21 protein-coding genes are annotated in these 24,233 nt (G+C 65.9%); 6 read left to right on the forward strand and 15 right to left on the reverse strand.

Going from position 1 to position 24,233, the window contains the following annotated elements; all coding sequences use genetic code 11:
- Nucleotides 1-7: 7 nt before the first annotated feature.
- The 3 genes from LK459_RS08120 to LK459_RS08130 all read left to right on the forward strand — a co-directional run bounded on the left by LK459_RS08120 (nucleotide 8) and on the right by LK459_RS08130 (nucleotide 4,094).
- Nucleotides 8-823, forward strand: a complete 816-nt coding sequence (locus LK459_RS08120) for a CPBP family intramembrane glutamic endopeptidase (RefSeq protein WP_227922664.1) — start codon at nucleotides 8-10, stop codon at nucleotides 821-823.
- A gap of 86 nt (nucleotides 824-909) precedes the next feature.
- Nucleotides 910-2,532, forward strand: a complete 1,623-nt coding sequence (locus LK459_RS08125) for an LCP family protein (RefSeq protein WP_227922666.1) — start codon at nucleotides 910-912, stop codon at nucleotides 2,530-2,532.
- 200 nt (nucleotides 2,533-2,732) lie between these two features.
- Complete coding sequence (locus LK459_RS08130; protein ID WP_227922668.1) at nucleotides 2,733-4,094, forward strand: MinD/ParA family ATP-binding protein; 1,362 nt, start codon at nucleotides 2,733-2,735, stop codon at nucleotides 4,092-4,094.
- Between the two features lie 7 nt (nucleotides 4,095-4,101).
- Here LK459_RS08130 and LK459_RS08135 read toward each other — a convergent pair whose 3' ends face one another.
- The 8 genes from LK459_RS08135 to LK459_RS08170 form a co-directional block, all read right to left on the reverse strand.
- Nucleotides 4,102-4,656, reverse strand: coding sequence for an RNA polymerase sigma factor (locus LK459_RS08135; protein WP_227922670.1), 555 nt, complete (start codon nucleotides 4,654-4,656; stop codon nucleotides 4,102-4,104).
- 114 nt (nucleotides 4,657-4,770) lie between these two features.
- The gene (locus LK459_RS08140) at nucleotides 4,771-5,184 is read right to left on the reverse strand and encodes a hypothetical protein (RefSeq protein ID WP_007240117.1); all 414 of its coding nucleotides are present in this window, start codon (nucleotides 5,182-5,184) and stop codon (nucleotides 4,771-4,773) included.
- 81 nt (nucleotides 5,185-5,265) lie between these two features.
- Nucleotides 5,266-5,694: a CD225/dispanin family protein gene (locus LK459_RS08145; protein WP_007240116.1), complete on the reverse strand. Its 429-nt coding sequence runs from the start codon at nucleotides 5,692-5,694 to the stop codon at nucleotides 5,266-5,268.
- Between the two features lie 120 nt (nucleotides 5,695-5,814).
- Nucleotides 5,815-8,130 (reverse strand): ATP-binding cassette domain-containing protein, encoded by a 2,316-nt coding sequence (locus LK459_RS08150; protein WP_227922671.1) that lies wholly within the window; start codon nucleotides 8,128-8,130, stop codon nucleotides 5,815-5,817.
- Nucleotides 8,131-8,278: 148 nt separating this feature from the next.
- Nucleotides 8,279-9,562 carry a hypothetical protein gene (locus LK459_RS08155; protein WP_227922673.1) on the reverse strand — a complete coding sequence of 428 codons (1,284 nt, stop codon included), beginning with the start codon at nucleotides 9,560-9,562 and terminating at the stop codon, nucleotides 8,279-8,281.
- Between the two features lie 111 nt (nucleotides 9,563-9,673).
- Complete coding sequence (locus LK459_RS08160; protein WP_039994322.1) at nucleotides 9,674-11,536, reverse strand: Hsp70 family protein; 1,863 nt, start codon at nucleotides 11,534-11,536, stop codon at nucleotides 9,674-9,676.
- Nucleotides 11,537-11,577: 41 nt separating this feature from the next.
- Nucleotides 11,578-13,008: a GTPase gene (locus tag LK459_RS08165; protein ID WP_227922675.1), complete on the reverse strand. Its 1,431-nt coding sequence runs from the start codon at nucleotides 13,006-13,008 to the stop codon at nucleotides 11,578-11,580.
- Nucleotides 13,005-14,837, reverse strand: coding sequence for a dynamin family protein (locus tag LK459_RS08170; protein WP_227922677.1), 1,833 nt, complete (start codon nucleotides 14,835-14,837; stop codon nucleotides 13,005-13,007). Before LK459_RS08170 ends, LK459_RS08165 begins: the two co-directional genes overlap by 4 nt.
- Nucleotides 14,838-15,173: 336 nt before the next feature.
- On the opposite strand from LK459_RS08170, the gene LK459_RS08175 reads away from it, so the two are divergent.
- Entirely contained in the window at nucleotides 15,174-16,448 is a 1,275-nt protein-coding gene (locus LK459_RS08175; RefSeq protein ID WP_227922679.1) for a DUF7373 family lipoprotein, read from the forward strand.
- A 4-nt stretch (nucleotides 16,449-16,452) separates the two neighbouring features.
- Here the strand turns inward: LK459_RS08175 and LK459_RS08180 are convergent, their stop codons facing one another.
- The 5 genes from LK459_RS08180 to LK459_RS08200 form a co-directional block, all read right to left on the reverse strand.
- Nucleotides 16,453-17,439: a DUF5926 family protein gene (locus LK459_RS08180; protein ID WP_227922681.1), complete on the reverse strand. Its 987-nt coding sequence runs from the start codon at nucleotides 17,437-17,439 to the stop codon at nucleotides 16,453-16,455.
- A gap of 23 nt (nucleotides 17,440-17,462) precedes the next feature.
- Nucleotides 17,463-18,254, reverse strand: a complete 792-nt coding sequence (locus LK459_RS08185; protein ID WP_007240108.1) for a glycerophosphodiester phosphodiesterase family protein — start codon at nucleotides 18,252-18,254, stop codon at nucleotides 17,463-17,465.
- Nucleotides 18,251-19,072, reverse strand: a complete 822-nt coding sequence (locus tag LK459_RS08190; protein WP_227922683.1) for a DUF4328 domain-containing protein — start codon at nucleotides 19,070-19,072, stop codon at nucleotides 18,251-18,253. Before LK459_RS08190 ends, LK459_RS08185 begins: the two co-directional genes overlap by 4 nt.
- 254 nt (nucleotides 19,073-19,326) lie before the next feature.
- Entirely contained in the window at nucleotides 19,327-19,695 is a 369-nt protein-coding gene (locus tag LK459_RS08195) for a rhodanese-like domain-containing protein (protein ID WP_227923634.1), read from the reverse strand.
- Nucleotides 19,696-20,133: 438 nt separating this feature from the next.
- Complete coding sequence (locus LK459_RS08200) at nucleotides 20,134-20,976, reverse strand: S49 family peptidase (protein ID WP_227922684.1); 843 nt, start codon at nucleotides 20,974-20,976, stop codon at nucleotides 20,134-20,136.
- 56 nt (nucleotides 20,977-21,032) lie between these two features.
- Here LK459_RS08200 and LK459_RS08205 point away from each other — a divergent pair, with 56 nt between their 5' ends.
- Nucleotides 21,033-21,776, forward strand: coding sequence for a VOC family protein (locus LK459_RS08205; RefSeq protein ID WP_227922686.1), 744 nt, complete (start codon nucleotides 21,033-21,035; stop codon nucleotides 21,774-21,776).
- 16 nt (nucleotides 21,777-21,792) lie between these two features.
- On the opposite strand, the gene LK459_RS08210 is transcribed toward LK459_RS08205, so the two are convergent.
- Nucleotides 21,793-22,866 (reverse strand): winged helix DNA-binding domain-containing protein, encoded by a 1,074-nt coding sequence (locus LK459_RS08210; RefSeq protein ID WP_227922688.1) that lies wholly within the window; start codon nucleotides 22,864-22,866, stop codon nucleotides 21,793-21,795.
- A complete protein-coding gene (locus LK459_RS23155) occupies nucleotides 22,863-22,994 on the reverse strand; it encodes a hypothetical protein (protein WP_265416860.1) in 132 nt (43 codons plus the stop codon). The genes LK459_RS08210 and LK459_RS23155 overlap by 4 nt, the downstream gene beginning before the upstream one ends.
- A gap of 541 nt (nucleotides 22,995-23,535) precedes the next feature.
- Here LK459_RS23155 and LK459_RS08215 point away from each other — a divergent pair.
- Nucleotides 23,536-24,165 (forward strand): superoxide dismutase, encoded by a 630-nt coding sequence (locus tag LK459_RS08215; protein ID WP_007240102.1) that lies wholly within the window; start codon nucleotides 23,536-23,538, stop codon nucleotides 24,163-24,165.
- The last annotated feature ends 68 nt before the right edge of the window (nucleotides 24,166-24,233 follow it).

The following is a 24,233-nucleotide window of genomic DNA, read 5'->3' on the forward strand; positions in this document are numbered from 1 at the left end:
GTCGGCCATGGCCGAGGTGAAGCGCGGACTCACGACGCTGCTCAAGCCTGTTGCGCAACGGGTCGTCGACGTCGTCACCGACTCCCGCGAGCGACGCGCGCTGATCCTCGAGCTCGCCATCGTCGGCGTGCTGACCTTCGGGTTCTCGGCCATCTCCGCGATGCTCTCGCTGATCGAACTGCAACTGACCAGCGGTATCGGCAACGCGACTGTCGCGCTGAACCCGAGCCGGTCGTCGGTGGGACTGATCGATTTCCTGCGCCAACTGATGAGTGCGGTCCGACTGTTCGCCATTGCCGGGCTCGGCGTCTATCTCCTGTGGCGCTCGGGGCTGAAGCCACGCGCGATCGGACTCACCCGTCCGGCAGGCCGCGACGTCCCGCCGGGGCTGATACTCGCCGCCGTGATCGGGCTGCCCGGTCTGGCGCTCGTCGCCGCTGCTCGGGCGCTGGGAATGAACGCACACCTCGTTCCGAGCGAGGTCGACGGCCCGTGGTGGCGTTGGCCGGTCCTTATCCTCATCGCCGTCGGCAACGCCGCCGCGGAGGAGATCATCGTGGTCGCCTACTTCATCACCCGGCTGCGCCAGCTCGGAGCGTCGGAGAACGTGTCGCTCGCGGCCAGCGCCGTCCTGCGTGGCGGTTATCACCTCTACCAGGGCGTCGGCGCAGGCGTCGGGAACCTCGTGATGGGGTTGGTCTTCGGCCGCTACTACCAACTCACCAACCGGGTGTGGCCGCTGGTCATCGCCCATGCCGTGATCGACGTCGTCGCGTTCCTCGGATACGCGCTACTGCATGACCATCTCTCGTGGGTGGGCTGAGAATCCGCACCAGGTGGGCGACGACCCGGCCACCGTGCATCCCGTGAATGACGCTCCCGCGCAGGGCGTTGCGTACATTTGATCTGATGAACGAGCCAGATCCGCGCTACATGCGCCGCCGCGGTGGTCCGCCACCGCGCGACCAGCAGCCGCGGAATCCGGCACCCTCACCTCCGGGTCGGCACGTTGCTCCCGCAGGTCAGAGACGCAATCCGGCCCCTGCGCCACCTGGCGGACAACGGCCCCACAACCCGTCCCAGCAGCCGCCCGGCCTGCGACCCGATCCGCGATCACACGGACAACAACCCCGACGCCCCGCACCGCCGGATGCCAACGATCCGACCCGCCACGTGGCCGGTGCCGCCCAGAACGACCGGGCGCGACGGGTCGGGGAGTATCAGCCACCCCTGGCATGGTCGGCGACCCCGGACCGAGCGCAGCCGGGACGTCCTCGCCGCCCCGCACCGACCAACGCCCCGCGCCCCGCGCCCGCCCAGCGGGACCGGGATCACGCCGGTCAGCGGGACCGAGACCACGCAGGACGTGCACCCGCAGCCCTCGGAGCCGTAGCGGGCGCGGACGCCGCCCGGGCGTACGCACCGACGCAGAAGCCGGAGCCCATCTCCCGCGACAACCAGCGGCCGGGTCGCGGCGGCGCATCGTCTCCACCTCGACGCCCCGATCGCGGCCGTGGTGAGGCTCCGGCGTCTCCACCCCGACGACGCATTCCACGCCTGCGTCGGCCCAAGCTCGGACGACCCCGACGCATCGGCAGGATCATCCTGGTCATCCTCCTCGTGATCGTCGTCGGATCCGTGGGGCTGCTCTTCTACTACGACAGCAAACTGCACCGCGTCGACGCCCTGCCCGGCTATGCCGGACGCCCGACCGATACTCCCGGAACCACCTGGCTGATCGTCGGCAGCGACTCCCGCGAGGGCTTGACCCAGCAGCAGAAGGACAATCTGGCCACCGGCGACAGCGACGGATCGCGCACCGACACCATCATGCTCGCCTACAAGGCACGCAGCGGTAAGGCCGCGCTGATCAGCATCCCGCGCGACCTCTACGTGCCCATCCCCGGGCAGGGCAACCACAAGATCAACGCCGCCTACAACTTCGGCGGTCCGCAACTGCTCGCCAAGACCATCGAGCAGCTCACCGGCATTCGGATCGATCACTACGCCGAGATCGGATTCGGCGGTTTCGACACCCTCGTCGACGCCGTCGGCGGCGTGAACATCTGCATCGACCAGTCGCTGAACGACCCCAAGGCGGGACTCAGGCTGTCGAAGGGCTGCCATGACCTCAACGGTCAGCAGGCGCTCGGCCTTGTCCGCACCCGCGCATTCCCCAACGCCGACCTCGAGCGCGTGGTCAACCAGCGAAAGTTCCTGTCGGCGTTGATGTCGAAGGCCACCAGCCCCGGCGTGCTCCTCAATCCGTTCCGGCTGTTCCCGTTCATCAGCGGAGCCGTCGACGGCCTGACCGTCGACAACAGCACCCATCTGTGGCACCTCGGCATGCTCGCCTGGTGGCTCAGTGACGACCCGATCACCACCACGACGCCGACGGCGGGGTCAGAGCAGACCGACGACGGCGACTCACTCGCGGTCGGCGACAACACGACACAGTTCTTCGACGCCATCCGGAGCGGCAAGGAGATTCCGAAGGATCTGCTGTCGAATCAGGGTGGCGCAATCGGGTGAATGACAAAGGCCCCTTCTCACACCCTTGCGATTCCGCACCGCCACTGGCCCGGCTGTATCGTCAGGGCCGAACTTCGACATTACGAGGATGTACCGTGACGGCCGACAACAACCGAGCACCCAGCGTTCCGCCATGGCTGGGTGGTTCACCCACCCCAGTCAATGAGGCACCATCTCACTCGGCCGCGGCTTCCCCGGACATGAGCACGTCATCGGAACGCACCGAGCCACGTTCGGAAGGACAACCGCTGCCGAGTTGGATTCCCGCCGCCGGACACGACCGGGCAGATCACGATCCGAACCAACACGATGCGTCCCGGCACGATGCCATCCGGCACGATTCGGACGTCCCTCCCCCAGCGACGCCCCCGCATGCGCGCGCACACGGGTTCACCGCGCCGCCCCAGAGTGCTCCGCCCCAGAGTGCGCCACCCCAGGCCGCACATCCTTTTGCCGGACCGCCCTTCATCGGGCCCCCGTTCGCCACTCCACCGCAGAACGACGCCCCACCGCAGAATTCCTCCACTCGGCAGGGTCCACCACCGCAGGGGAGCGCGCCCTACGAGTACGGGCCGCCGCCACAGTTCGGCGCGCCCCCCGCTCAGCACGAGCAGGGCGCACCGGGTCTTGATACCGGAATGCTTCTACGCAAGGCGCGTCGACCACCGCGGTCGGGTTGGCGCCGTACGGTGCACCGCATCACCGGGGGCACGATCAGCCCCGGCGAGTCGCGCGCAACCGTGTACCACGATGAACTGGTGAGGCAGTTGAATGCGCCGGTCGAGGGCGACTTCCGCATTGCGGTGCTGTCGCTCAAGGGCGGCGTCGGGAAGACAACCACGACTGTCGGGCTCGGCTCGACGTTCGCCAGCCTGCGCGGCGATCGCGTGATCGCCGTCGACGCCAACCCCGACCTCGGCACGCTGTCGCAGCGCGTACCCCAGCAGACGTCCTCGACGGTGCAGGACGTGCTGCTCGACGAGCAGATCTACCGATACTCCGATATCCGACGACACACGTCGCAATCTGTCAGCCGCCTGGAAGTTCTTGCCTCCGAACGCGATCCGGCCACTGCCGAGACGTTCGACGAACAGGACTACCGCACGGTCATCGGGGTCCTCGAACGCTTCTACAACATCATCCTCACCGATTGCGGCACCGGACTGTCACATTCGGCGATGGATGGCGTCCTCGACCTGGCGCACTCACTGATCATCGTGTCGACGGCAGCCCTCGACGGTGCGCGCAGCGCCAGCGCGACACTCGATTGGCTCGAAGCGCACGGTTACGGCCATCTGGTGGCACGGGCGGTCGTCGTCCTGAGCGGACCGCGGCGGGGCAGCGCCAGTATCGACCTCACCCAACTCGCGCAGCACTTCCTCGCGAGAACCCGCGCGGTACAGGTGATCCCGTTCGACGAGCATCTGTCCGAGGGCGCCGAGGTCGACCTCGATCTCCTCGCAAAACCGACTCGACGCGCATTCGTCGAACTGGCCGCGACCGTTGCGGAGGATTTCACACTCGTCGGCGGACCGAGAACTCAATCCGCAGAGCGCAGATGAAGAATCCTCACTGAACTTCCAGGCGCCCGCGCAACAACTCGGCCAACTGGGTCCGTCCCCGGTTGAGCCGCGACTTCACCGTCTGCACGCCTACTCCCTGGTGCTCGGCGATGTCGGCATAACTGAAGTCGCCGAATTCACGCAGAACCACAGCCTCACGGATGTCGTCGGAAAGCTGTTGTAGCGCTTCGCGTAATGCGTCGCGGAGGGCGATCTGCTCGTCGAACCGGGGTGCCGACTCGTCGGCGTCGAGTGTCACCGGCTGCTCTGGATCACTGAAGTCCGTCAGGGTGGTGTTCGCCTTGCGCTTGCGGATCAGGGCGAGCGCGTTGTTGGCGGCGATGCGGTGCATCCACGTCGAGAATCTCGCCTCACCACGGAACTTGTCGAGGTTGCGCCAGGCGGCGAGAAGCGTTGCCTGCAACGCATCCTCGGCGTCGTGCTGGTTTCCGCAGATCTGCAGGCACACGGCCCAGATCTGGTTGCGATGGCCGTTGACGAGGTCGGCAAAGGCACGCTGGTCGCCATCGCGCGCCTGCATCACCAGTACGGCTTCGTCCACAGATACTCCCGATCAATCATGCACCGACGCGCCGGTGACGGATTCGTCACCGGCGCGAAGACTCTGTGCGATCTTCAGTACTTCACTCATTCAATGCTCACAGGTGGTAGCCGCTCACAGGTGGTAGTCGCCCCCGTCGTGGAATCCGCCACCGTGGTGGTCACCGCCATCGTCGTGCTCGGCGAGGTCGACGTCGTGCCCGCCGGTCGAGTCGTCGTGCTGCAGGGTCGGGTCGTCCTCGCCGTGCAGAACCGCGGGGTCTGCCGCGATCGCGCCCTGATCGTGATCGGCGCCGTCGTTGTGACCATCGTCGCCGTGCGCCTCGTGGTAGAGGCCGTCTTCCACGACGACGTCGTCGGCAGGCACGACCGGCTCGTCGTCCATGTCCGGGACCGTGCTGTCGTCTGCCGGCGCGTCGGACTCGAACGCGACGGACAGTGCATGCTCGAACGCTCCAGGCGGAGGCGGCTGCACGTCGTCGGGCGAGATGCCCAGCGCAGTCAAGACGGAGTCGTCCTCAGCGCTCATCCGTGTCTCCTTCGTCAGTGGCGGGCGGTAGTTGATGTCACCGCTCGCCCGCCTTCTCTCTTAGATGCTGCCAGGTGTGCCTCAGCCGGTGTACGCCGCCATCGACGACACCGCTGACGCGATCACCGCGACATAGAGCACGATCGAGATCACGAACAGCACGGCGAACACGATCAGCGCGTACTTCCCGAGCCTCTTGGCCTGGTCAGACGCGTGCTGGGCCCCTGCCTGGTCGCCGGAGAGCCACAGCGTCGCGACGCTACCCGCGTGTCCGAAAGCAGCGAAGGCCAGCGGCCAGAAGAAGATCACCGCCGCAGCCGCCCAACCCATGTTCGACGGCGGGCAGGTGACCGGTACGGCCGACGCCGGAGCGCTTGCCTGCTGCGACGGGCGCTGGCCGGGAGTGGCGTTCAGCTCACGACCCGAGGTTCGCATGACGGTCGTGCGGCCGTCGGGTCCGGCGTGGTTGGCACGGAAGGCGGGCATCGGCTGGTTCTGATTGGGGTACATCTGATCTCCTCGTTGTGTCTGGAGCGCTTCTCACGCTGTCAGAGATTGGATGCGGCCGGACCGTCGGAATGTGCCCGCGGAGTCGTACCAATTGTGTGAGGTGGATCACTTATGGTGCGCTCAGCGCTTCAACTGGAGCTTCGACGCCGTGTACGCGATGAGCACCACGCCGAGCAAGGCCAACACGCTGGTCACGAGGAGCGTGTTGCCGAAGGCAGGTTCCCACAGGTGTGTACCGCGTGTCTGGGGGGCCAGGGGGGCGATCGATCGCAAGTCGACCGCCATCGCCGCCCCTGCGTACCCCCAGTAGGAGGGGAACAGCCACGCGAACTGGGACAGCACCGGAGCGTCGAGCCGAAATAGCCCGCCGCAGAACACCAACTGCGAGATGACGAGGACGACGAGCGGCGGCATCGTCTGTTCGTTGGACTTCACTGTCGCTGAGATAGCAAGTCCGACAAGTGCACTCACGCATGCGATGGTCGCCACAGCACCGAGCAACTCGAGCGGCGCCGCTCCCAGGACACCTCCGGACGGAAGGCCTTTACCCAGATAGCAGATCACCACCATCACTGTCGACTGCACGATCGCCACACCGAAATAGACACCGATCTTGGCAGTCAAGTACGACGTGGACCGGAGCCCGACGGCTCGTTCCCGCTCGAAGATGTCGCGTTCGCCGACCAGATCGCGCACTGTCAGCGCGGTGCCCATGAAGCAGGCGCCGATCACCAGGATGACGAGAATCTGCAGCGGCTCTCCCGCGGTGTCCTGGGCCGTGTTGACGCCGAAACCCGCAGTGCCGGGAATCACCAATGTGAGTAGCCCCAGCACGATGGGCATGACCGCGAGAAAGGTCAGGTATCCCCGATCGGCGAAAATCAGCCTCAACTGCCGCCGAGCGATGGTGCTCGCCTGCTGTTGCGCACTTGTCTGCGGCGGGGTGTGCAGGACCGGAGCATTCGGCCTCGACCGACATCGATGCGGGGTACGCCCTTCGGCTCGTGCCAGGTGTCGGCGGTGCGCATCATCAGGATGCTTTGCCACGTAAGCGAATATCTCCGCCCACTCACTGCTGCCCAGCGCCGACGTCACGTCGGCCGGGCGTCCGCAGAATGCGGTCTTGCCTCCTGGCGCGAGCAACAACACCTGATCACAGAGCGCGAGGTGTGTCAGCGAATGGGTGACGACGATGACGGTGCGGCCGGCGTCGGCGAGTCTGCGCAACGTGAGCATCACCTGGCGGTCGAGCGCCGGGTCGAGGCCCGACGTCGGCTCGTCGAGAATGAGGAGCGACGGTCCGGTGAGCAACTCCATCGCCACCGATGCGCGTTTACGTTGTCCGCCGGAAAGTGCGTCGACACGGGTGTCGAGGTGCTCTGACAATTGCAATTCGTCGAGAACTCCCGCGATCACACGGTCACGCTCGGATGCAGGCAGATCCTCGGGCAGACGCAATTCTGCCGCGAACCGAAGTGCCTGGCGGAGAGTCAGTTTGCGATGCAGCACGTCGTGCTGGGGCACCATGCCGATACGAGTGCGCAGCGACTCGTACTCGGCATGGACGTCGTGGCCGTCGAACAGCACACTTCCCGACGTCGGAGCACTGAGACCTGCGACGATCGACGACAGCGTCGACTTCCCCGCACCGGACGGACCGATGAGTGCGGTCAACGTGCCGGGGCGAGCGACGAGATCGACGTCGTGCAGGAGTTCCTTGCCGCGCTCGACGACGAGGCCGACGCCTTCGGCGAGCAGGCCTCCCCCTGCGACGGACGCCCCGGCAGTGACGAGGTCACTGCCGCGAACAACGAGGTCGGTGTTGCCGACGGTGACCACGTCACCGTCGACAACTGCGACTCGGCCCACCCTGTGACCGTTGACGAATGTGCCATTGACACTGCCGAGGTCTTCCAGATGCAGCGTCCCGGGTCCGACGGTGAGCCGCGCATGTCGCCGCGAGGCCAGCACGTCGTCGACGACGAGGTCATTGGCCGGGGCGCGGCCGATGAGCGTCACCAATCTCGTGGAGGCGTCCGTCTCGTGCTGATTCCGTTCCTTCGGAAGCGGGGCGTCGACGCCGGTCGACGACGACATGCCACGGTCGGGCGGAGGTGTCGCCGACTCGTGTGCGGCGAGTGCGACGACGAGAACGGGCGCCGACATCGGCGGCCCCAGGTGCACTGCGGTCGTCGATGCGATCGGGAGGTCGACGACCGACGCGCCCGACGTGACCAGCAGCGCCTCGCCGACGCTCACGAGATGCCATGCGTCAGCGCGCCATTCGATGACGAGATGGTGGGCGTGTACGTCCCGGTGAACGACGACGACGTCGTTGTCGGGGGCTGAACCCACCGTGATCCGCGTCGTTTCCCCGAGCGCATACACGCACGATTCGACGCACACGGTTCCACGTGTGGGGACAGTGGTGGTCATGGCCGATCCGCCTTCTCAAGAGAGCGCCGCTCGTACACGGGCCGCAACGATCACCGGGCGGCAGCCTCCGCGATCTGCGGTTGAGGCTGCCGCCCGGTATGGGTTCAGCAATGCTTGTTACGCGACTGATGCGATCAGACGGAAGCGATCAGATGGAGGCATCTCCGTGCACATCGGCATGTGCGTCGTGCGCACCATGGTCTTCGTAGGCATCCGCGTCGGTTCCGTACGTCTCCTGCGGGACGGCCGACTCGTCATGCGCGGACGGGTCGGTGGTTCCGTCCGGGCCGCCGTAGACGTAGCTCACGGTGTCTGCGTTGCCGTCGCCGTCCGTGTCGGTGAGCACGGTGTCGGGCACACCGTCATGGTCGACGTCGAGGACCGTGGTGTCGAAGCGCCCGTCGTGATCGCTGTCGATGAGCTTGACGTCGGGAGTGCCGTCCTGGTTCACGTCCAGCGTTGCGCTGGTGACGTTGCCGTGTGCGTCGAGAGTGTCGACCTCGCGGACCTCGCCGGCGGGGTCGAGGATCGCACGCAGATCGGCGTGCCCGTCGCCATCGGAGTCCGATTCGACGACGGTGGTGCCGTCCTGGCCGGCGTAGGCGACGGTGTCCATCTTGCCGTCACCGTCGGCGTCACCCTCGACCAGCGTGACGTTGCCCGAATTGTCGAGGTAGGCGTTGACGTGGTTGCCCGCATCGTCGGTGAGATGGACGACGTCGGCGTCGCCGTCGCCATCGGTGTCCACCGCGGAATCCGCGTGCAGGCCACTCTCGGACTCGGCGGGCGTCTGCTCGGGCGCCGATGTCGTCGTGGGTGCTGCAGCCTCGGTCGGAGCGGGAGCCTCGGTCGGGGCAGCAGCCTCGGTCGGAGCGGCAGCCTCGGTCGGGGCAGCAGCGGGAGCCGACGCGTCAGCGGGCGCAGCAGCCTCGGTCGGAGCGGCAGCCTCGGTCTGCGAGTTGTCTGAGTGCGCGTCGGCGGGGCTCGCCTGGTTCTGCTGATCCGACTTCTCTTCGTAGGGCTCGTCGGGGCTGATGCTCGGCTTGGCATCCTGATCCGACGCCGGGGCCTGCGGCTGAGCGTCGGCGGGGGCCGAGTCGTTCTCCGGGACCTGCGTGCTCGTCGGCGCCTGTGCGTCGGCGGGGGCCTGGCTCGCGTCGGCGGTGGATGCGGACGGATCGGCTGCGGCGGGATCGGTACCGGTCGCGGCCGCGCCGACGTCTTCGCCGCTGACGGTGCCTGCGGGCTTGCCGTTCTCGGTGAAGGTCACGTCGCCGTTGTCGCCGATGACCGCGTCGATCTTGTTTCCGGCGTCGTCGTGCATGTGGACGGTCTCGGGAACGCCGTCGTGGTTGGTGTCCTCGACGGAATCGGTGGTGAGGTTGCCTTCGACGTCGAGTCCTGCGAGCTCCGGGTTGGGTGTTCCGCTCATGTCACTCTTCTTTCTCTCCGTGCCCGTCGGACTTCGTTCGCTCCGGCCGATCGGGCTTGCTTGTTGCGTTCGGGAATTGGATGCGGTGGGGTTCGGGAAATGTGCCCCGCGTCAGGAAATCAATCCGGATCGGCTCAGGAAGGTCTTGCCGTCATCGAGTGACTTCACCTTGAACACCGTCAGCTTGAGCCCCGTGGATGTGTTGGCGTAGTCGATGCCGTAGCCGTCTCCGAGATCCTTGTCGATCTCCGCAGCCGCATCGCGAGCAGTGTTCTCGACCAGAGTGCCCTTGCCATCGCTGTACGTACCTTTTCGCAGATCGGTGATCGTCGACTGCGCGGCACTCGTATCCGACGAGAAGGTGATGAAGCCCTGGGACTTGTCGCTGTCCGAATACGCCAGGAACAAGGAAGCCAGCGAGCCGTCGGACTTGACGGAGCACATCATCTCCAGCGCACCGGAGTTGGCAAAACTGTTCTTCCGGCAGTTCTCCACGCCGTTCTGCAGGGACGCGGGCAGAGTGCTGTACAGCTGCTTCTCGTCAGTGATGATCGTGCTGCCGTTCGAAGCCGTCTGCCCCGCGGCAGCCGAGCTCGTCGCGGTGGCCGCCTGATCGTCGCTACCACCACCGCCGCCCTTCGACAGCGTCACGGCACCTATCGCGATGCCGACCACAGCCACCGCGGCGACGCCGATCAGCGCGATCCTGCCCCAGCGTCTGCCGCCCGCCGTCCGCGACGGCACCGTACCCGCCGCACCGCGTTGGTCAGCCGTAGGCTGTGACGGTTCCGGCCGGTACTGCGGGGACCTCGGCGGCTCTGTGCCGCCCTGTGGCATCAGTGCCGCCGCAGTCGGCGCCGGTGGTCGCTCACGGGTATCCGCGCCCCGGTCACCGATCGCGGTCACCAACGCACCCTGCGCGACAACTGTTTTGGGGTCGTCGAGCGTGGCGACCGGCCCGACCTCGGCGAGACGCTGCTGGATGAGCGGGATGCGCGACGATCCACCGGTGAGGTACAGCGCCGTCAATTGCTCGGGATGGGTGATACCGGCGTCGAACAGGGTGGCCCTGGTCAAGCGAAGAGCCTGCTCGGCAGCGGGCGTGATCAACTCGTCGAACTCATCGCGGGTGATCTGGAGCGTCTGCCTGCCCTGCGGGGTGTTGTTGATCGTGATCGTCGCCGACGGCGCTTCGGACAGCAGTTCCTTGGCACTGCGGATCGACTCCTGCAGGCTCTGCATGACGTCGACTGTCGCCGCTGATCGCAGCCACTCCACCAGCGCCGGATCCCGGTCGGAGAGGCGCTGTTCCACCCAGCGCTGGATCGCGGCGTCGATGTTCTTGCCGCCGAGTCCGTTGTCGCCCCGCGCCGCGATCACCTGGAAGGCGTTGCCCGCGGTGACCGTGAGCACCGCGACGTCGAGGGTGCCGCCACCGAAGTCGAAGACTGCGATCCGGGCACCGGGCTGCATCGAGTGTGATCGACTGTAATGCGCTGCAGCAGCGCGTGGTTCAGAGATCGTACTGATCCGCGATCCGTCGATTCCGGCGCGCATCGCCGCTTCCACCAACACGTGGATCTGCGCAGGGGCCCACGCCTCGGGATGCGTCAGCACGACCTGTGTCGGGAGCTGTCCGGCGTGTGCCGCCTTACCGCGACTGATGATTGCCGACATCACGGCGGCAACCGGAAGCGCCGACGGCAACGTGTAACCGGCGACCGTCGTCGTGGGGGCTCCCGTGATGAGTCGCTTCGGCGAAGCGACGAAACCCACCGGATTCTGCTGGGCCAGGTTGCGCGCGGCGTCGCCGACCGAGATCCGGTCGGGCGCGGCGATGTACACACTCGATGGCATCAGATTGCTGGCATGCGAGAGCGAGAGCGTCTCGATGGTGCCGCTCGTTGCGCCCGAATGCGCAGCGGCCGAGTTCGAGGTACCGAAGTCGATGGCCAGAATCCAGGTCGATGACATATGAGTGTGAGTGTCCTGTGTCGGGTGCGTGAGCTGCGCGCTCACCGATTATCGGGTGTGGTCAGGGTCGTATAGCTTCGGATCAGTGTGACGAGCGCAGCATCCTCGGCCGCCGAACTCGTGGCGAGCGACCGCTGATGAGCCATTGCGAGTCGACGCTGCGCCTCGGCGGCGACCGCATGCTGCGGTGCGTCTGCCGGCAGTCCGACACGGCCGGCAGGCGACGTCGCACGCAGGATCGTGCGGAGTTCCTCTGTCACCGCTGCGCGCGGATCGGTACGGAGCATGCGCTGGTAGTCCTCCAGAACGGTGACCAGATGCAATTCGGGTGCGTTACGAAGCCCCACCGCGAGCGTCCGGATGTGGTCCCGGGCCGGATGGGTGAAAGCCAACTGATCGAGTCGGGCAAGGATACGGTGTGCCCGGTGCAGGACCGCGAACCGGGCTGTCGACGTGCCCAGTGCTCGACGCAGTTGGTCGACACCCGACAACGACGTCAACCACGAATTGAGCTCCGCGGCACCGCGGGTGGCGATCTGCCTCCCGTTGAGGACGCCGTACTCGCCGAGCAGGCCCAACAGTCGCGCACGGAGCTGCGGCGCGAGCACGCCATGGACGTCGTCGTTGTCGAAGGTGCGCACCACGTCGAGCCGTGACAGCGGGGATAGCAGGGCGAGCGCCGCCGCCAGCTCCTCGGTCAACATCCCCGTGTGGCTCGTCTGCGCCATCAGTCCAGAAATCGGTAGGACGTCGCTCACCGTCTCCGACAGTTGCTTCGCGAGAACCCGCGCGTGCTCGGCGGCGTGCGGAATCGGGTCGCGCCTACCCAGCGCACCCTCACCGAACGAATCGGCACGCGAGAGGACACCAAGCATGTTGAGCGGGGTGAACGGCAATTGCGAGAGGAACTCGATCTCGTCGGTGCGGGGCGCGGCATCGAACAGGAAGACAGCGGCATCTGCGTCAACCGACGCAGTGCGCGTCTGCTCGAAACCGTCGATCACCGCACGCCTCGTGGCCGTGTCGTTCTCCGCCGTCAACGTCGACAACCCCGGTGTGTCGATGAGCGTCAGTTGCCGGAGCGAGCCCGAGGGCATCCACCGTTCGACGAACTGGATTTCCGACGAGGGCAGCGGCAGCTCGACCGGCTGATGGGCGTGTACGGCCACCCGATGGCGTCGGCCGTCTACCCCGACGACCTCTGCACGCGATGGGCTGCCGTCGGAGTACACGGTCACCACGTTGGTTGCCTCGAGCGCGGCGGTCTCGGCGACGGGTGCGCCGATCAACGCGTTGACCAGCGTCGACTTACCCGCCTTCAACCGACCGACGATCACCACGCGAGGTGGCGACCACAAGATCGCCCCGATCGAGTTCGCATGCTCGACGAGGTCGCCGCCGAGGCCTGCGAGTTGTCGCAGCCCCCTGTCGAGAGCGGCGTGCACCGGGTCGTTCCCAGGGGCCACACTCATCGGTTGACCCCGGCGAGGTATTTTTCGGCCGACGCGATCCGTTTGTCGACGACCTCGAGATTCGACGTCAGCCGGGTCACTGTCTTCTCCCGTGACGCGGCGTCGGCCTTCGCGGTCTTCTGGACCTCGTTGATCGTGTTCTGCAGGGTCTCGATGTTCTCGCGCAGATAGTTGCGGTACCGGATCACGATCTCGGGACGCGCCTGCGCGACTGCACTGTCGAGGAGTCTGCCCGTCGCCGCCTTCGTCGCGGCAATGGTCTCGCGCAACCAGGTGAGCAGATTGGCCTTGCCCGCCCGGATCGCTCGGAATCCGAGATTGACACCGACCCACACCGTGCCGACCACGACGCCGACGCCCATGAGCGCGCTCAGTCCGAGTATCCCGCCGAGGGTCGACGATCCGACGACACCCATCGTGAGCAGCGTCGGATCGAGCAGGCCGTGCCGCTTGCTCGCGACCTGATGCGTCTCGATGCGCTTGTCCTGCATGGATTCGACGATCTGGGTACGCAGCTCTTCCCACACCGTGGGATCGTCGGCGAACCGAGGCGCGATCACGGTGTCATGGAGACGCTGCAAGAATTCGGCGAGTGTCTGCGCCATCGCCAACTGCAGATCAGCGTGCATGTCGGCGGTGAACTTCTGCTCGCTGCGCCGCAGCACCTGCATGCCGTGCTTGTTGACGTAGAGCGTCCACTTGTCCCGCACGTCGTCGAGACGGCGCTCGAGATCGTCGACCGCCTGCTGTCGGAGCAGCGTGATATCTCGCGCGAGGTACTGCTCCCATTCACGTGCCTGCTCCTGCAGTTCGGTCAGTCGATCGCGCTCGGCGGTGAGGTCCGGAAGCGCCTTCGCCCCTGCCTGAACTGCGTCGAGTTCTCGAGAGATCTTGCCGCGCACCACTTTCAGACCTTCGAGACTGGTGCGGACCGCGTCCGCCTCGGGCAGGTCGGCGGCTGCGTCGAGCCTGCGTGAGAGTTCGGCACGCAACGTCGCGATGCCACTCTCCTGCTCGAGGCGTTCGCTTTCCGCGGTGTCCGGCAATTCCGCTGCGATCGACGCGAGCAGACTCGACACCCCGAACACCGGGAACGGGCGGCCGATCTCGCGGGAGATCAAGCGCTCGTCCTCTGCGACGATCTCCCGCCATTTGCGCAGGTTCTTGTCGGTTTTGGTCACCACGACCACAACCGAATCGACCGTCGACGACGCTTCGCGGACAAATGCCATCTCGGGCGCGGTGAGGGGGGACGACGCATCACACACCAGCACCAGCACGCACGCCTGCTGCGCGGACTGCGATGCGAGCTTCGCCAATCCGACGTCGAGTCCACCGACGCCGGGAGTATCGACCAGGGTCACATCCGCGACACGGGCTGTTCGGATCGCGATGGCCGCGGACGTGGGGAGTTCGTCGACCTGCGGGTCGAGGACCTGCTCACCGTCGGTGGTCACCCACTGCGCGAGCTCACCGACCTCGACCTGTCGCTGGGTTCCGGACGGGAAGAACAGTTCGGCGGCCTCGTCGACGTCGAGCGCGGAGTCGACAGTCACCGACACCGCGGTCGACGACGTCACCTCGACGCCCACCGGGCACAGGTCGCGCCGACCGACCAGGGCGTTGATGAGTGAACTCTTGCCGCGCTGCACCTCGCCCACCACGACAACAGTGCGTGCCTGCCGATCGCGGGAGAGTTTCGTCGCCGCGAGGTCGGCCACAGCGTCCATCTTGTACGCCCGCAGCACAGTCAGTGCTGCCTCGACAATTGCGGACGCGTCCGCGCCTGCGGGTTTGTTCTCCCCCGCGGTGCGTGTCTGTGCGCCCATTTCTGTCCACTTCTGATCGTCTCGGCGGGCGAAATGTAGCAGTTACCCGCACTCGTGTGGCGGAGCACTGTCACGCCGTACGCCCTGGTTCTTTGTACGAGTCCAGACCTCTGACGAGCTCGACTCCTCCTGCCAGGGCGTGAGTCTAGTGCCGTTCTGCCAAACCGCCATCAGCCGGACGCCCAAATGACGCGCTTGCCCATAACTGAGCGGCATGTAATAGCCTGCTGAGCGGGGAAACGGCCGTCACGACCGGACACGACAATTCCTCGGCAGAGGAGAACCACTCCTCAGCGACCCGCCGACGCGGGAGTAGTGGAAAGGAAATTGCTCACCATGCAGAAGCCGATCGGGAAAGCCGTTGCGGTGGCGGCGTGTGCGCTCCTGGCAGGCGTGTTCTCTGCATGCTCGACGGACGGCCACGCCGTGAGCGACGCCGATCCCGCCGCGCAGGCAGCCGTCGACATCAAAGCGCTCGACACCGGCAAGTACCCCACCAATCCGCGACCCCCGTTCGGCAAACCAGGCACCGAGTACATCCTCGAGTACGAAGCCCAACGCATGGCGCAGTACATCGTGGCACCCTTCGAGATCGACCAGGACCTCACGCGCGTCAGCAATCCGACGTACGCGTTAACCGGCACGAATGCACTCAAGGGGGTCCTCACCGAGGATGTGGCGAGCGTCGACGTGAACAAAAAGGCCATGCTGTATGGCTACGTCGCCACCGCGGGAACCCCCGACGTCAACCTCCGCCAGGGCAACCGGCGATCAGTGGTCAACATGGTGCTGCGATACATGACCCCTGACGACGCCGCCGAGGCGGTGAAGCAGATGGGCGATCTGAACGCCAAGCAGCCGAGGAACACCGAGATCCATCCCGCCGGGATGTCCGGAAGCCGCGTCATGTCCTACGCCGGATACGACGACACGACGTCGGTGTCCGCCTACACGCAACACAACGACTACGTGCTCTACACGTGGTACCAGGCGTCGAATGCGCAGAAGGACACGATCGAACCCGCTATCAAGAAGGCGATCGCGCTCCAGGGTCCGTTGATCGACCAGTTCCCCGCCACGCCCACCAAGGCGGAGGCCAAGGCCAAGAACCTGCCCCCGTCGAACACGCTGATGGACCAGGATCACATCCTCATCTACGCGCTGCCCTACACCGACGAGGAACTCAAGGAGGGTAAGACGCGAGAGGTCAGCCAGGGCAGTACCCGCGCCGTCTACGGCCCGCGCGGAATGGCGTTGCGCAGCACTGATCCGCCGACCACGTTCAAGCTGCTGACCGATGTGGGTTCCACCGCGAACGCGGTCGAGAGAACGACGGTCTATCGAGCCAAGACCGATGACGGCGGAACGCGGATCTTCAACGAGTGGTACAGCGGCCAGATCAACGACGGGTGGAAGGCAGAGGCTGCGCCGCCGAATCTGCCCGTGGCCAAATGCCTTAGCAAGAACGACAACGAGCTTCTCTATTACTGGTGTGAGGTGAAGGTCGGTCGGTATGTCGGCGAAATCTCAGGGACCGACAAGAAGGACATCTACCAGCAGACCGCGGCCCAGTACGTCATCCTGACGAAGGCCGATCAGAAGGCCAACTGATCGGTCAGCGGATCGTCACCTGACGGGTCCGCAGGCCGTCACGCGAGCTTCGCTCCTCGATCGTCAGATCGCCTGGCTCACCGAGAGCTTCGGTGAGCCAGGTGTCGAACCGATCGAGGCCTTCGTACCACTCCTCGTGGTGCATTTCGTTGTCGAGATCGAAGACGGGCACCAGTAGTCCGTGTGTGCGGAACGAGCCCGCGAAGCGCGAGCCCTCACCGAGCGTGAGCCGCCCCGCGGCGTGCAGTCGCGCCAACGCGTTCATCAGTTCGTCCTCGGACTCGGGGCGCACCCAGCGCAGGTGCGCGCGATCGCCCGCGTCGACCCACCACGGCGCGCCGATGCCGCTCTTGGGGTGCAGCCGCGCCGTCGGCAGTACGGTGTCGCTCGCGCGCTCGACCATCGGCGCGATCTCCGCGGGAACCTCGGCACCGTCGGGGAACCACCAGGAGAAGTCGTCATACACGATGATGTCCAGCGGTGCATCGGCTTTCAGTACGTCGGCCAGGGTCTGTCCCGATTCAATACCCGGTCCCGCGTACTCGTCGCCGATCTTCGCGTGTGCAGCCCACGAGATCGATTGCGCGAGAGCGGAGCTGACGTCCGCCGGTTCGGGATCGGTCTGTGTTGCCGCGACTCCCTGTGGTGCACCACGGAATTCGCGAACCAGCGCGGGGATGGCACCGGGGAGGATCGTCGCCAGAAGCACCTCGTTGCGTTCTCCGGCTTTCGGCGCGGGGCGAGGGGCGTCGTCTGGCATCACCGACGTGGGTTCGGGAATCGTGGGGCCGGGCTCGACCAGGTCGAGTACCGCGGTCGCGGAGCTGACGAACGACCTCAGCGCGACGAGATCACACTCGGCAGCGAGGCCCGCGAACGGTCGGGGGGAAGGCTCGAGCGTCGCGGCGGCGCGCGCCTTTCGCGCGGCAACGCGCTCTGCCCGGTTACTACCGGGACGCGGACCTGATCCTCGTTTGCTCTTCTTGGCCATTGGTCCACCCTCTCACGTACCGGTCAGTCGACGGTCACCAGCCAGTCACGCACCTTGGCGGGTCGGTTGGTGGCCACCCACCGCACGCCGAGGTCGGCGCAGAGCTGGACGTCGGGCTGCTCGTCGACGGTCCAGCAGTAGGTGACGCGTCCGGCTGCCGCCGCCTTGTCGACGATGTCGGGATGCATGCGCAGCGTCTCGACCGAAGGCCCGATACCGGTGGCGCCGACTGCTGTCGCCGCCGAACCGCCGAGCACCCGGGCGGTGTCGCCGAGCAGGATCGTCGGCAGCATGGGCGCGTGTCGACGGATACGCCACACACCCGCGGACGAGAACGAGATCACCACCGCGCGGCTGTGATCGGCCGAGGGCGGTGACGCGACACCGAACTCGTGCAGCAATTCGAGGAGCTGTTGCTCGACGAGACTGCCGTAGCGGACGGGATGTTTGGTCTCGATGAACAACCGCACCGGGCGTCGCCAATCGAGGGTCAACGTCAGCAGTTCGCGCAGAGTGAGGACCACTGCCGGGGTGTCGGTGTCGTGCCAGCTACCGAAGTCGAGTTCACGGAGTTGCGCGAGGGTCATCTCGCTGACGATGCCCGAGCCGTTGGAGGTGCGATCGACCGTTCGGTCGTGGATACAGACCAGCTCATGATCGGCAGTGAGCCGGACGTCGCATTCCAAGCCGTCGGCCCCCTGGTCGAGGGCCAGTTCGTAGGCTGCCAGGGTGTGTTCGGGCGCCTGTGACGACGCGCCACGATGCGCGACGACGGCGGGCTTTCCCGATCGCGAGACCTTGTCGTTCACGCTCATGCGACCGCCACCCACCGCTTGGTGACGGTGGGCTCGGAGTCGGAGCTCAGTACTTCCGGGAGATGCCGGGAGGCCCACAACGCGAAGACTGCAGAGACTGCCGCACTGATCGTGATCAGCGCGAGGGCGTCGGCACCGGTCTGGATCGACCCAGAACCCACCGAGACCGCCCAGGTGATTGCCGCCCAGATCGCCAGTGCGTTGACGAGGGCCCACGCGATCCAGAGGCGGTCCAGCGCGGCTCGCGTCACGCCGTCGACGCCGCGCTCACGCCAGTCCGCTGCCGCCGCGTTGGCCGCCTCGTGCAGGAGCAGAGGAGATCCGACGACATTGACGACCGGAATGCCCGCCAGGACGACGATCTGCCACCGCGGACGGGGATCGCGGTTGCCGCGCCGTCGATATGCCCGGTCGCGCACTGCAGCGAGCCACCGCACCGAGACGACGACGGTACCGAGAACAGTGATCAGCGCGAGAACTCCCGCGAGAATCACCAGTGCACTGCTGACGACGATCAGCCACGCCGGCAGCGGCGTGCTGCGGTTGATCACCAGCAGGATATAGCGGAACAGATGCATCAGCGCCGACGCCGCGAGCGTTCCCGCGCACGCCAGCAAAGCCGTACGCAGCGCATCAGCGGCGTGCGTGACCGGTGCGTCGATCCGGTTCTCGTCGATCGGCTCGTCGCGCAGGCCCCAGCGCGGAAGGTAGGTGTAGCGCGGGATGAGACGCGGTCCGCGATACGCCTGCGGTCGGCGCGCCGGGAACGACTCCGGTGGCCGCCGCGCCACCCAACGAACGTTGCGGCTGCGGTACATGCGTGGAGCCTGCGCTGGCCGCGACGGCGCGACCGGTCGAGGCGTCGGCTGCCGGAACGGTACCGACCCCTGCAGCCCCCCGGACCGCTGCGTGATGTGAGCGGGGACCGGCTGCGACACGCGCGGCACACGGGCAGCCGCCTGCGCCGACTCCACCACAACCAGGTTGCCGCCACAGCGCGGACAGTGCTCACGCCCGTCCCGGTGCGGCGCCTGGATGCGGCATCGCGGACACATGTCGTACATCGGCGTCGCTACTTCGCGTCCCCGGCCGACCCCGCGTCGGACGATCGCGAGTCACCCGACCCTGTCTGGACCGGCTTCTCGTTCTCGAGCCAGGCGAGCATCCCACCACGCACACACGACCCGTCGACGCCGACCTGCTCGAGGTACTGCAGTACCCGCATCGAGCGGCCACTGGAGTGGCAGATGACGAGGAGTTCCGAGTCGAGGTCGATCTCGTCCAAACGAGCGGGGATCTCGCCGAGGGGGATGTGCAGCGCTCCCCGCACATGCCCTGCGTTCCATTCGTCATCCTCGCGGACGTCGAGTAGGACGCGGCCGGGCTCATCGGTGAAATCGTCCGGCAACTCGGTCACCGGTACCTGTGGAATGTCGCCCATACTCACGTTCCCATGGTGGCACATCGCGCGAGTCGACCACTGCCGCCTCGATGAAGATGACCACCGCCGCCGCGGCCACCGGCGCGTCGCCCCGTCGACCTTGCGCATGGAGTCGATCCATTGCGTGACGCGCGATTTGACACTGCCCGGGACCTACGGGACCTCACGCAGACATCTATGTATGTCGTCATAACGCTATCCACATGCTGGTTTGACAAGCAGCGCTTGAGGCAACTCGCGGGAGTATCAACCTGTGAATGAGGCTGTGAATTTGTGGACAACTTGTCCGATCACGGCCTCGACATGTGATGCCGGTCACCGAAACGTTGGTCAACCACTATATTCCCTTTGCGATCGTGCATATGACGTCGCCGTAACGGACAGTGTCGCCGACATCACAAAGGCTGTGGACAACCTGGGGACAACTGTGGATGGCCCTCAGCGGAAGTCGATGCGCTGTGCCTTCTGGGCAGCAGAGAGCATGCCCGAGACGATTGCGTCGGTGAGCGCTGCAGCACCGGTCGGACCGTTCAGCAGACGCGCCAGAATCGGCTTCGGCGCGGAGATCACCGAGATCTCGACGTCGGGATAGCGCTCGGCCACCACCGATCGCATGACCCCGATACCGTCGACGAGGCCCACATCGCGGGCTCTCTCCCCGATCCAGATATCACCGTTGAACAACTCGGTGTCGGAGCCCGCCAACTTCTTGCCACGACGCTGCTTGACCCACGCGATGAACGCCTGGTGCAGCTCGGACTGCATGCCTTTCAGCCACGCGACGTCGTCGGGATTCTCCGGCGAGAAGACGTCGAGCCGAGCCTTGTTGTCGCCGGCCGTGTAGAGCCTGCGCTGCACACCGATCCTGTCGAGCACCTCGTTGAAGCCGAAGCCGGACGAGACGACGCCGATCGAACCGACGAGCGAGGTGTGCGCGGCGAAGATCTCGTCGGCTGCGCACGCGATCCAGTAGCCACCCGACGCCGCGACGTCCTCACAGAACGCGAGGACCGGTACACCCTTCTCCGAGGAAAGCTGCCGAATGCGCTCGGCGATGTACTCCGACTGCGCGGGCGACCCGCCAGGCGAGTTGATCACGATGACGACGGCCTTGACGTGCTCCGTCTCGAAGGCACGCTTGAGGGCGGGTTCGACCGACTCAATGGTCATTCCCCGTCCCGCTCCCACATGACCGATGACACCGTCGAGACGCACCACGGCGACTTTCTCGGCACGCGAGTGCTGGAACTTCTTGACGATCTTGCCGACGGCCCCGTTCATTGGATCGAGTCTAGACGTGTCCACCGGGCTGTCGGGCGAACCGTAGACTCACGTCCGTGGACATCCGGTGGCTCACCGCGTTTCTGGATTTTCCGGCCGACACGTTCGGTGACGAGGTCACGTTCTGGCGCGCGATCGCGGGCAGCACCGTGTCGCCGCCGCGCGGCGAGCAGCGTGAGTTCGCCACTCTCGAACCGTTCAACGGCGATCCCCACCTACGCGTCCAACGCATCGGGAGGGGGCCCGGTGGAGTTCACATCGACCTCCATGTCGACGACCCGCGAACCGCGGCCGTCGAGGCGGTCGGGCTCGGCGCCACGATCCGCAACGACAACGGCCACCTACTCGTGCTCGAATCACCGGCGGGATTCGTCTTCTGCCTCGTCAACTGGACCGGCGAATCCAGACGATCCCGACCGATCCGCTGGCCGGACGACACGATCAGCATCATCGACCAGGTGTGCATCGACGTGCCCACCGGCCTGTTCGACCGTGAGGTCACGTTCTGGGCACAGCTCACCGGATGGGAGACACAGAGGATCTCGCGGCCCGAATACGTTCGGCTGCAACGCGACCCGCAGCTGGCCGTCGGCATTCTGCTGCAGCGTCAGGACTTCGGGGTTGTGCCCACAGCCACCGGTCATGTCGACCTCGCGACCAATTCGGTCGCCCAGGAGGTCGCGCGGCACGAGGATTGGGGAGCCCGACTGGTTGAGAGTCGCGAGCACTGGACCGTGATGTCCGATCCCGTGGGGCGGCCCTACTGCATCACCTCGCGCAATCCGCGCACCGGCGACTGAGCCCGAGGTCGAACGCTCAGTGCTTCGCCCGAAACGCGCGCAGTAGTTCGATCTCGTCGTCGAGTTCTGCTCGCTGTGTCTTCGTCACGGTGCCGAACAGTTCGACGTCGACGCCGTCGCACCCGGCCAACCGCCACGTACCCGCAAGCCACCCGTCGACCAGCACGAAGCCGGGCGACCGCCCGTTGGGTGTGACCGTGCGCTCGAAGAAGTCCTTGTCGGCGATTCGATACCGGTCGGCCTGCGCCACCAGGACGTGATCGAACGGACCGACAAGTCGCACGGGCGCGGGAGTGTCGGGGTCGGCGAGTCCGAGACCATCGAGGTCGAACAGCACCTCCCCGGACGGTCCCTCGAGACGTTCCAACTCCCAGTCGTCGACCATCGCGTTCAAAATCGGTTGTAGTCGCGTCAGGCCCGACCAGGTGCTGATCGCCTTCGCCGACGCCGGACCGAAACCGCGAAGATACAGGCGTATCAGCTCTTTTCGCGCTTCGTCACCGACAACGGCCGGCTCCCCGGGACCGATCCAGTCGTCGAGGAGTTGATAGGTCGGAGCACCTCCTCGCCTCCACAACCCGCGGGGCGGCACCTGCACGAGCGGCAAACCACACCTCGCGTGGGTGGCCAGCGTCGCTGGGTTCTCATCCGGATGTCGACGCTGCAATGCCTCCTTGAGCTCGGCGAGCCCGAGCGCGCGTCCGGCGAGCAGTTCCGCGGCGTCGGCGACGACCCGATCCGGCGTCGACGACGCCAGGTCGTGCCGACGGTTTGCGCGCACACCGGCGTCGATGGTGTCTTGCGCCAGCGCCCTGATCCACCGGGCGTCCTCGCCATCGATCAAGAAAACCGTGTTGCGTAACAACGCGATTCGCACCACCTCACGCTCGTTGAGCAGTGCGTCGAGTTCGTCCGGCTCGAATCCCGCTATCCGCGACGCGAGGCCGTAAAAGGCGCTCGACGGATCCTGCGACTGCATCCCGACGATACGGTCGATGACCTCGATGGCATCCTCGTCGACACGTTGTGTGAGGTGCTGACGCGCGAGCAGTGTTCGATTGGCCTGCCGCGCCGTGATCCGCTCCGTCACCGTCTGATCGAGCCGTCCGCAGCCAGCTCGGAGTCGTACCCGGACGCGCGAATGGGCAGGTCAGAGGGCATCATGACCACGACTGTACGTGAGCCCTCGGTGCGCACGACCATGGTGACTTGAGTCATAGCCGCACCTGTGTCTATTATTCTGGCTAAACGTAGCCCCTGTGACACCGGTCACTTTCAGCCCGACGACGGCGTCGCCGTCGTCCACTCGAGACGGGAATCGGATGGCATTGAATGCATCGCGCCAGCCGCGACTGATGTCGACCCGCCCGGGTGTACCGAGCGCCGTTTACAATGTGCGACACTCGTGCCTCACGATCGGACTCAGCATCGTGGGGCTTCTCGTCCTCTTACTCGTACTCATGCTCGTATGAGCGACTCGGGATGCACCGCAACACTTTTCACGATCGCATTCGCGCCGGACACGGCCGCGAACCTCAACAGGACTTGAGGTTAGTTGGCGCGAGTTTGTTGCATTCCACCACTGTCTGCGGAAGATTGGAAGTACCCGCGCGGTAGTACTCCACCTCCGGGAAACAGGCTTCCGCGCGTGACCAAGAGCAGTATCGAACGCAGAGCAGTACCCGAACGCAGAGCCCGACGGTATGAGCGCTCGAAGGTTGAGCACAGACTCGAAGGCTTGCGCAGAGAGAGGAAAACCGTGGCTGAATACACCTTGCCGGATCTTCCGTACGACTACGCGGCACTCGAGCCGCACATCTCCGGCAGGATCATGGAACTCCATCACGACAAGCACCACGCGACCTATGTGAAGGGCGCCAACGACACCCTCGCCAAGCTGGCAGAGGCCCGCGAAGACGGCAGCATCGCCGGAAAGGTCTACGGGCTGTCGGCGACGCTGGCCTTCCACCTCGGTGGTCACACCAACCACTCCATCTTCTGGAAGAACCTGTCGCCGGACGGCGGCGACAAGCCCGAAGGTGATCTCGCCGCCGCGATCGACGCACAGTTCGGCAGCTTCGACAAGTTCCAGTCGCACTTCACCAGCGCAGCCACCACCCTGCAGGGCAGCGGTTGGGCGATCCTCGGATACGACACCATCGCAGGCAACCTGGTGATTCTGCAGCTCACCGACCAGAGCGGCAACATCCCCGCAGCGATCATCCCGATCGTCATGCTCGACATGTGGGAGCATGCCTTCTACCTCGACTACCAGAACGTCAAGCCCGACTACGTCAAGGCCTGGTGGAACGTCGTGAACTGGGCGGACGCCGCCGAGCGCTTCGCCACCGCAACCAAGCAGGGCCCGGGACTCGTCGTCTCCGCCTGAGCGCAGACATCTCCCTACGCCGATGCGGCGGTCACCCCCGGCGACCGCCGCATCGCGCGTTTCCCCGT

The organism is Gordonia otitidis (assembly GCF_020735545.1).
Lineage (GTDB): Bacteria > Actinomycetota > Actinomycetes > Mycobacteriales > Mycobacteriaceae > Gordonia > Gordonia otitidis.

Excerpts from the sequence above, each read along its gene's own strand:
- LK459_RS08120 (WP_227922664.1), top strand. The coding sequence starts at position 8 with ATGGCCGAGGTGAAGCGCGGACTCACGACGCTGCTCAAGCCTGTTGCG.
- LK459_RS08125 (WP_227922666.1), top strand. The coding sequence starts at position 910 with ATGAACGAGCCAGATCCGCGCTACATGCGCCGCCGCGGTGGTCCGCCA.
- LK459_RS08130 (WP_227922668.1), top strand. The coding sequence starts at position 2,733 with ATGAGCACGTCATCGGAACGCACCGAGCCACGTTCGGAAGGACAACCG.
- LK459_RS08140 (WP_007240117.1), bottom strand. The coding sequence starts at position 5,184 with ATGAGCGCTGAGGACGACTCCGTCTTGACTGCGCTGGGCATCTCGCCC.
- LK459_RS08145 (WP_007240116.1), bottom strand. The coding sequence starts at position 5,694 with ATGTACCCCAATCAGAACCAGCCGATGCCCGCCTTCCGTGCCAACCAC.
- LK459_RS08150 (WP_227922671.1), bottom strand. The coding sequence starts at position 8,130 with ATGACCACCACTGTCCCCACACGTGGAACCGTGTGCGTCGAATCGTGC.
- LK459_RS08155 (WP_227922673.1), bottom strand. The coding sequence starts at position 9,562 with ATGAGCGGAACACCCAACCCGGAGCTCGCAGGACTCGACGTCGAAGGC.
- LK459_RS08160 (WP_039994322.1), bottom strand. The coding sequence starts at position 11,536 with ATGTCATCGACCTGGATTCTGGCCATCGACTTCGGTACCTCGAACTCG.
- LK459_RS08165 (WP_227922675.1), bottom strand. The coding sequence starts at position 13,008 with ATGAGTGTGGCCCCTGGGAACGACCCGGTGCACGCCGCTCTCGACAGG.
- LK459_RS08170 (WP_227922677.1), bottom strand. The coding sequence starts at position 14,837 with ATGGGCGCACAGACACGCACCGCGGGGGAGAACAAACCCGCAGGCGCG.
- LK459_RS08175 (WP_227922679.1), top strand. The coding sequence starts at position 15,174 with ATGCAGAAGCCGATCGGGAAAGCCGTTGCGGTGGCGGCGTGTGCGCTC.
- LK459_RS08180 (WP_227922681.1), bottom strand. The coding sequence starts at position 17,439 with ATGGCCAAGAAGAGCAAACGAGGATCAGGTCCGCGTCCCGGTAGTAAC.
- LK459_RS08185 (WP_007240108.1), bottom strand. The coding sequence starts at position 18,254 with ATGAGCGTGAACGACAAGGTCTCGCGATCGGGAAAGCCCGCCGTCGTC.
- LK459_RS08190 (WP_227922683.1), bottom strand. The coding sequence starts at position 19,072 with ATGTACCGCAGCCGCAACGTTCGTTGGGTGGCGCGGCGGCCACCGGAG.
- LK459_RS08195 (WP_227923634.1), bottom strand. The coding sequence starts at position 19,695 with ATGGGCGACATTCCACAGGTACCGGTGACCGAGTTGCCGGACGATTTC.
- LK459_RS08200 (WP_227922684.1), bottom strand. The coding sequence starts at position 20,976 with ATGAACGGGGCCGTCGGCAAGATCGTCAAGAAGTTCCAGCACTCGCGT.
- LK459_RS23155 (WP_265416860.1), bottom strand. The coding sequence starts at position 22,994 with ATGACTCAAGTCACCATGGTCGTGCGCACCGAGGGCTCACGTACAGTC.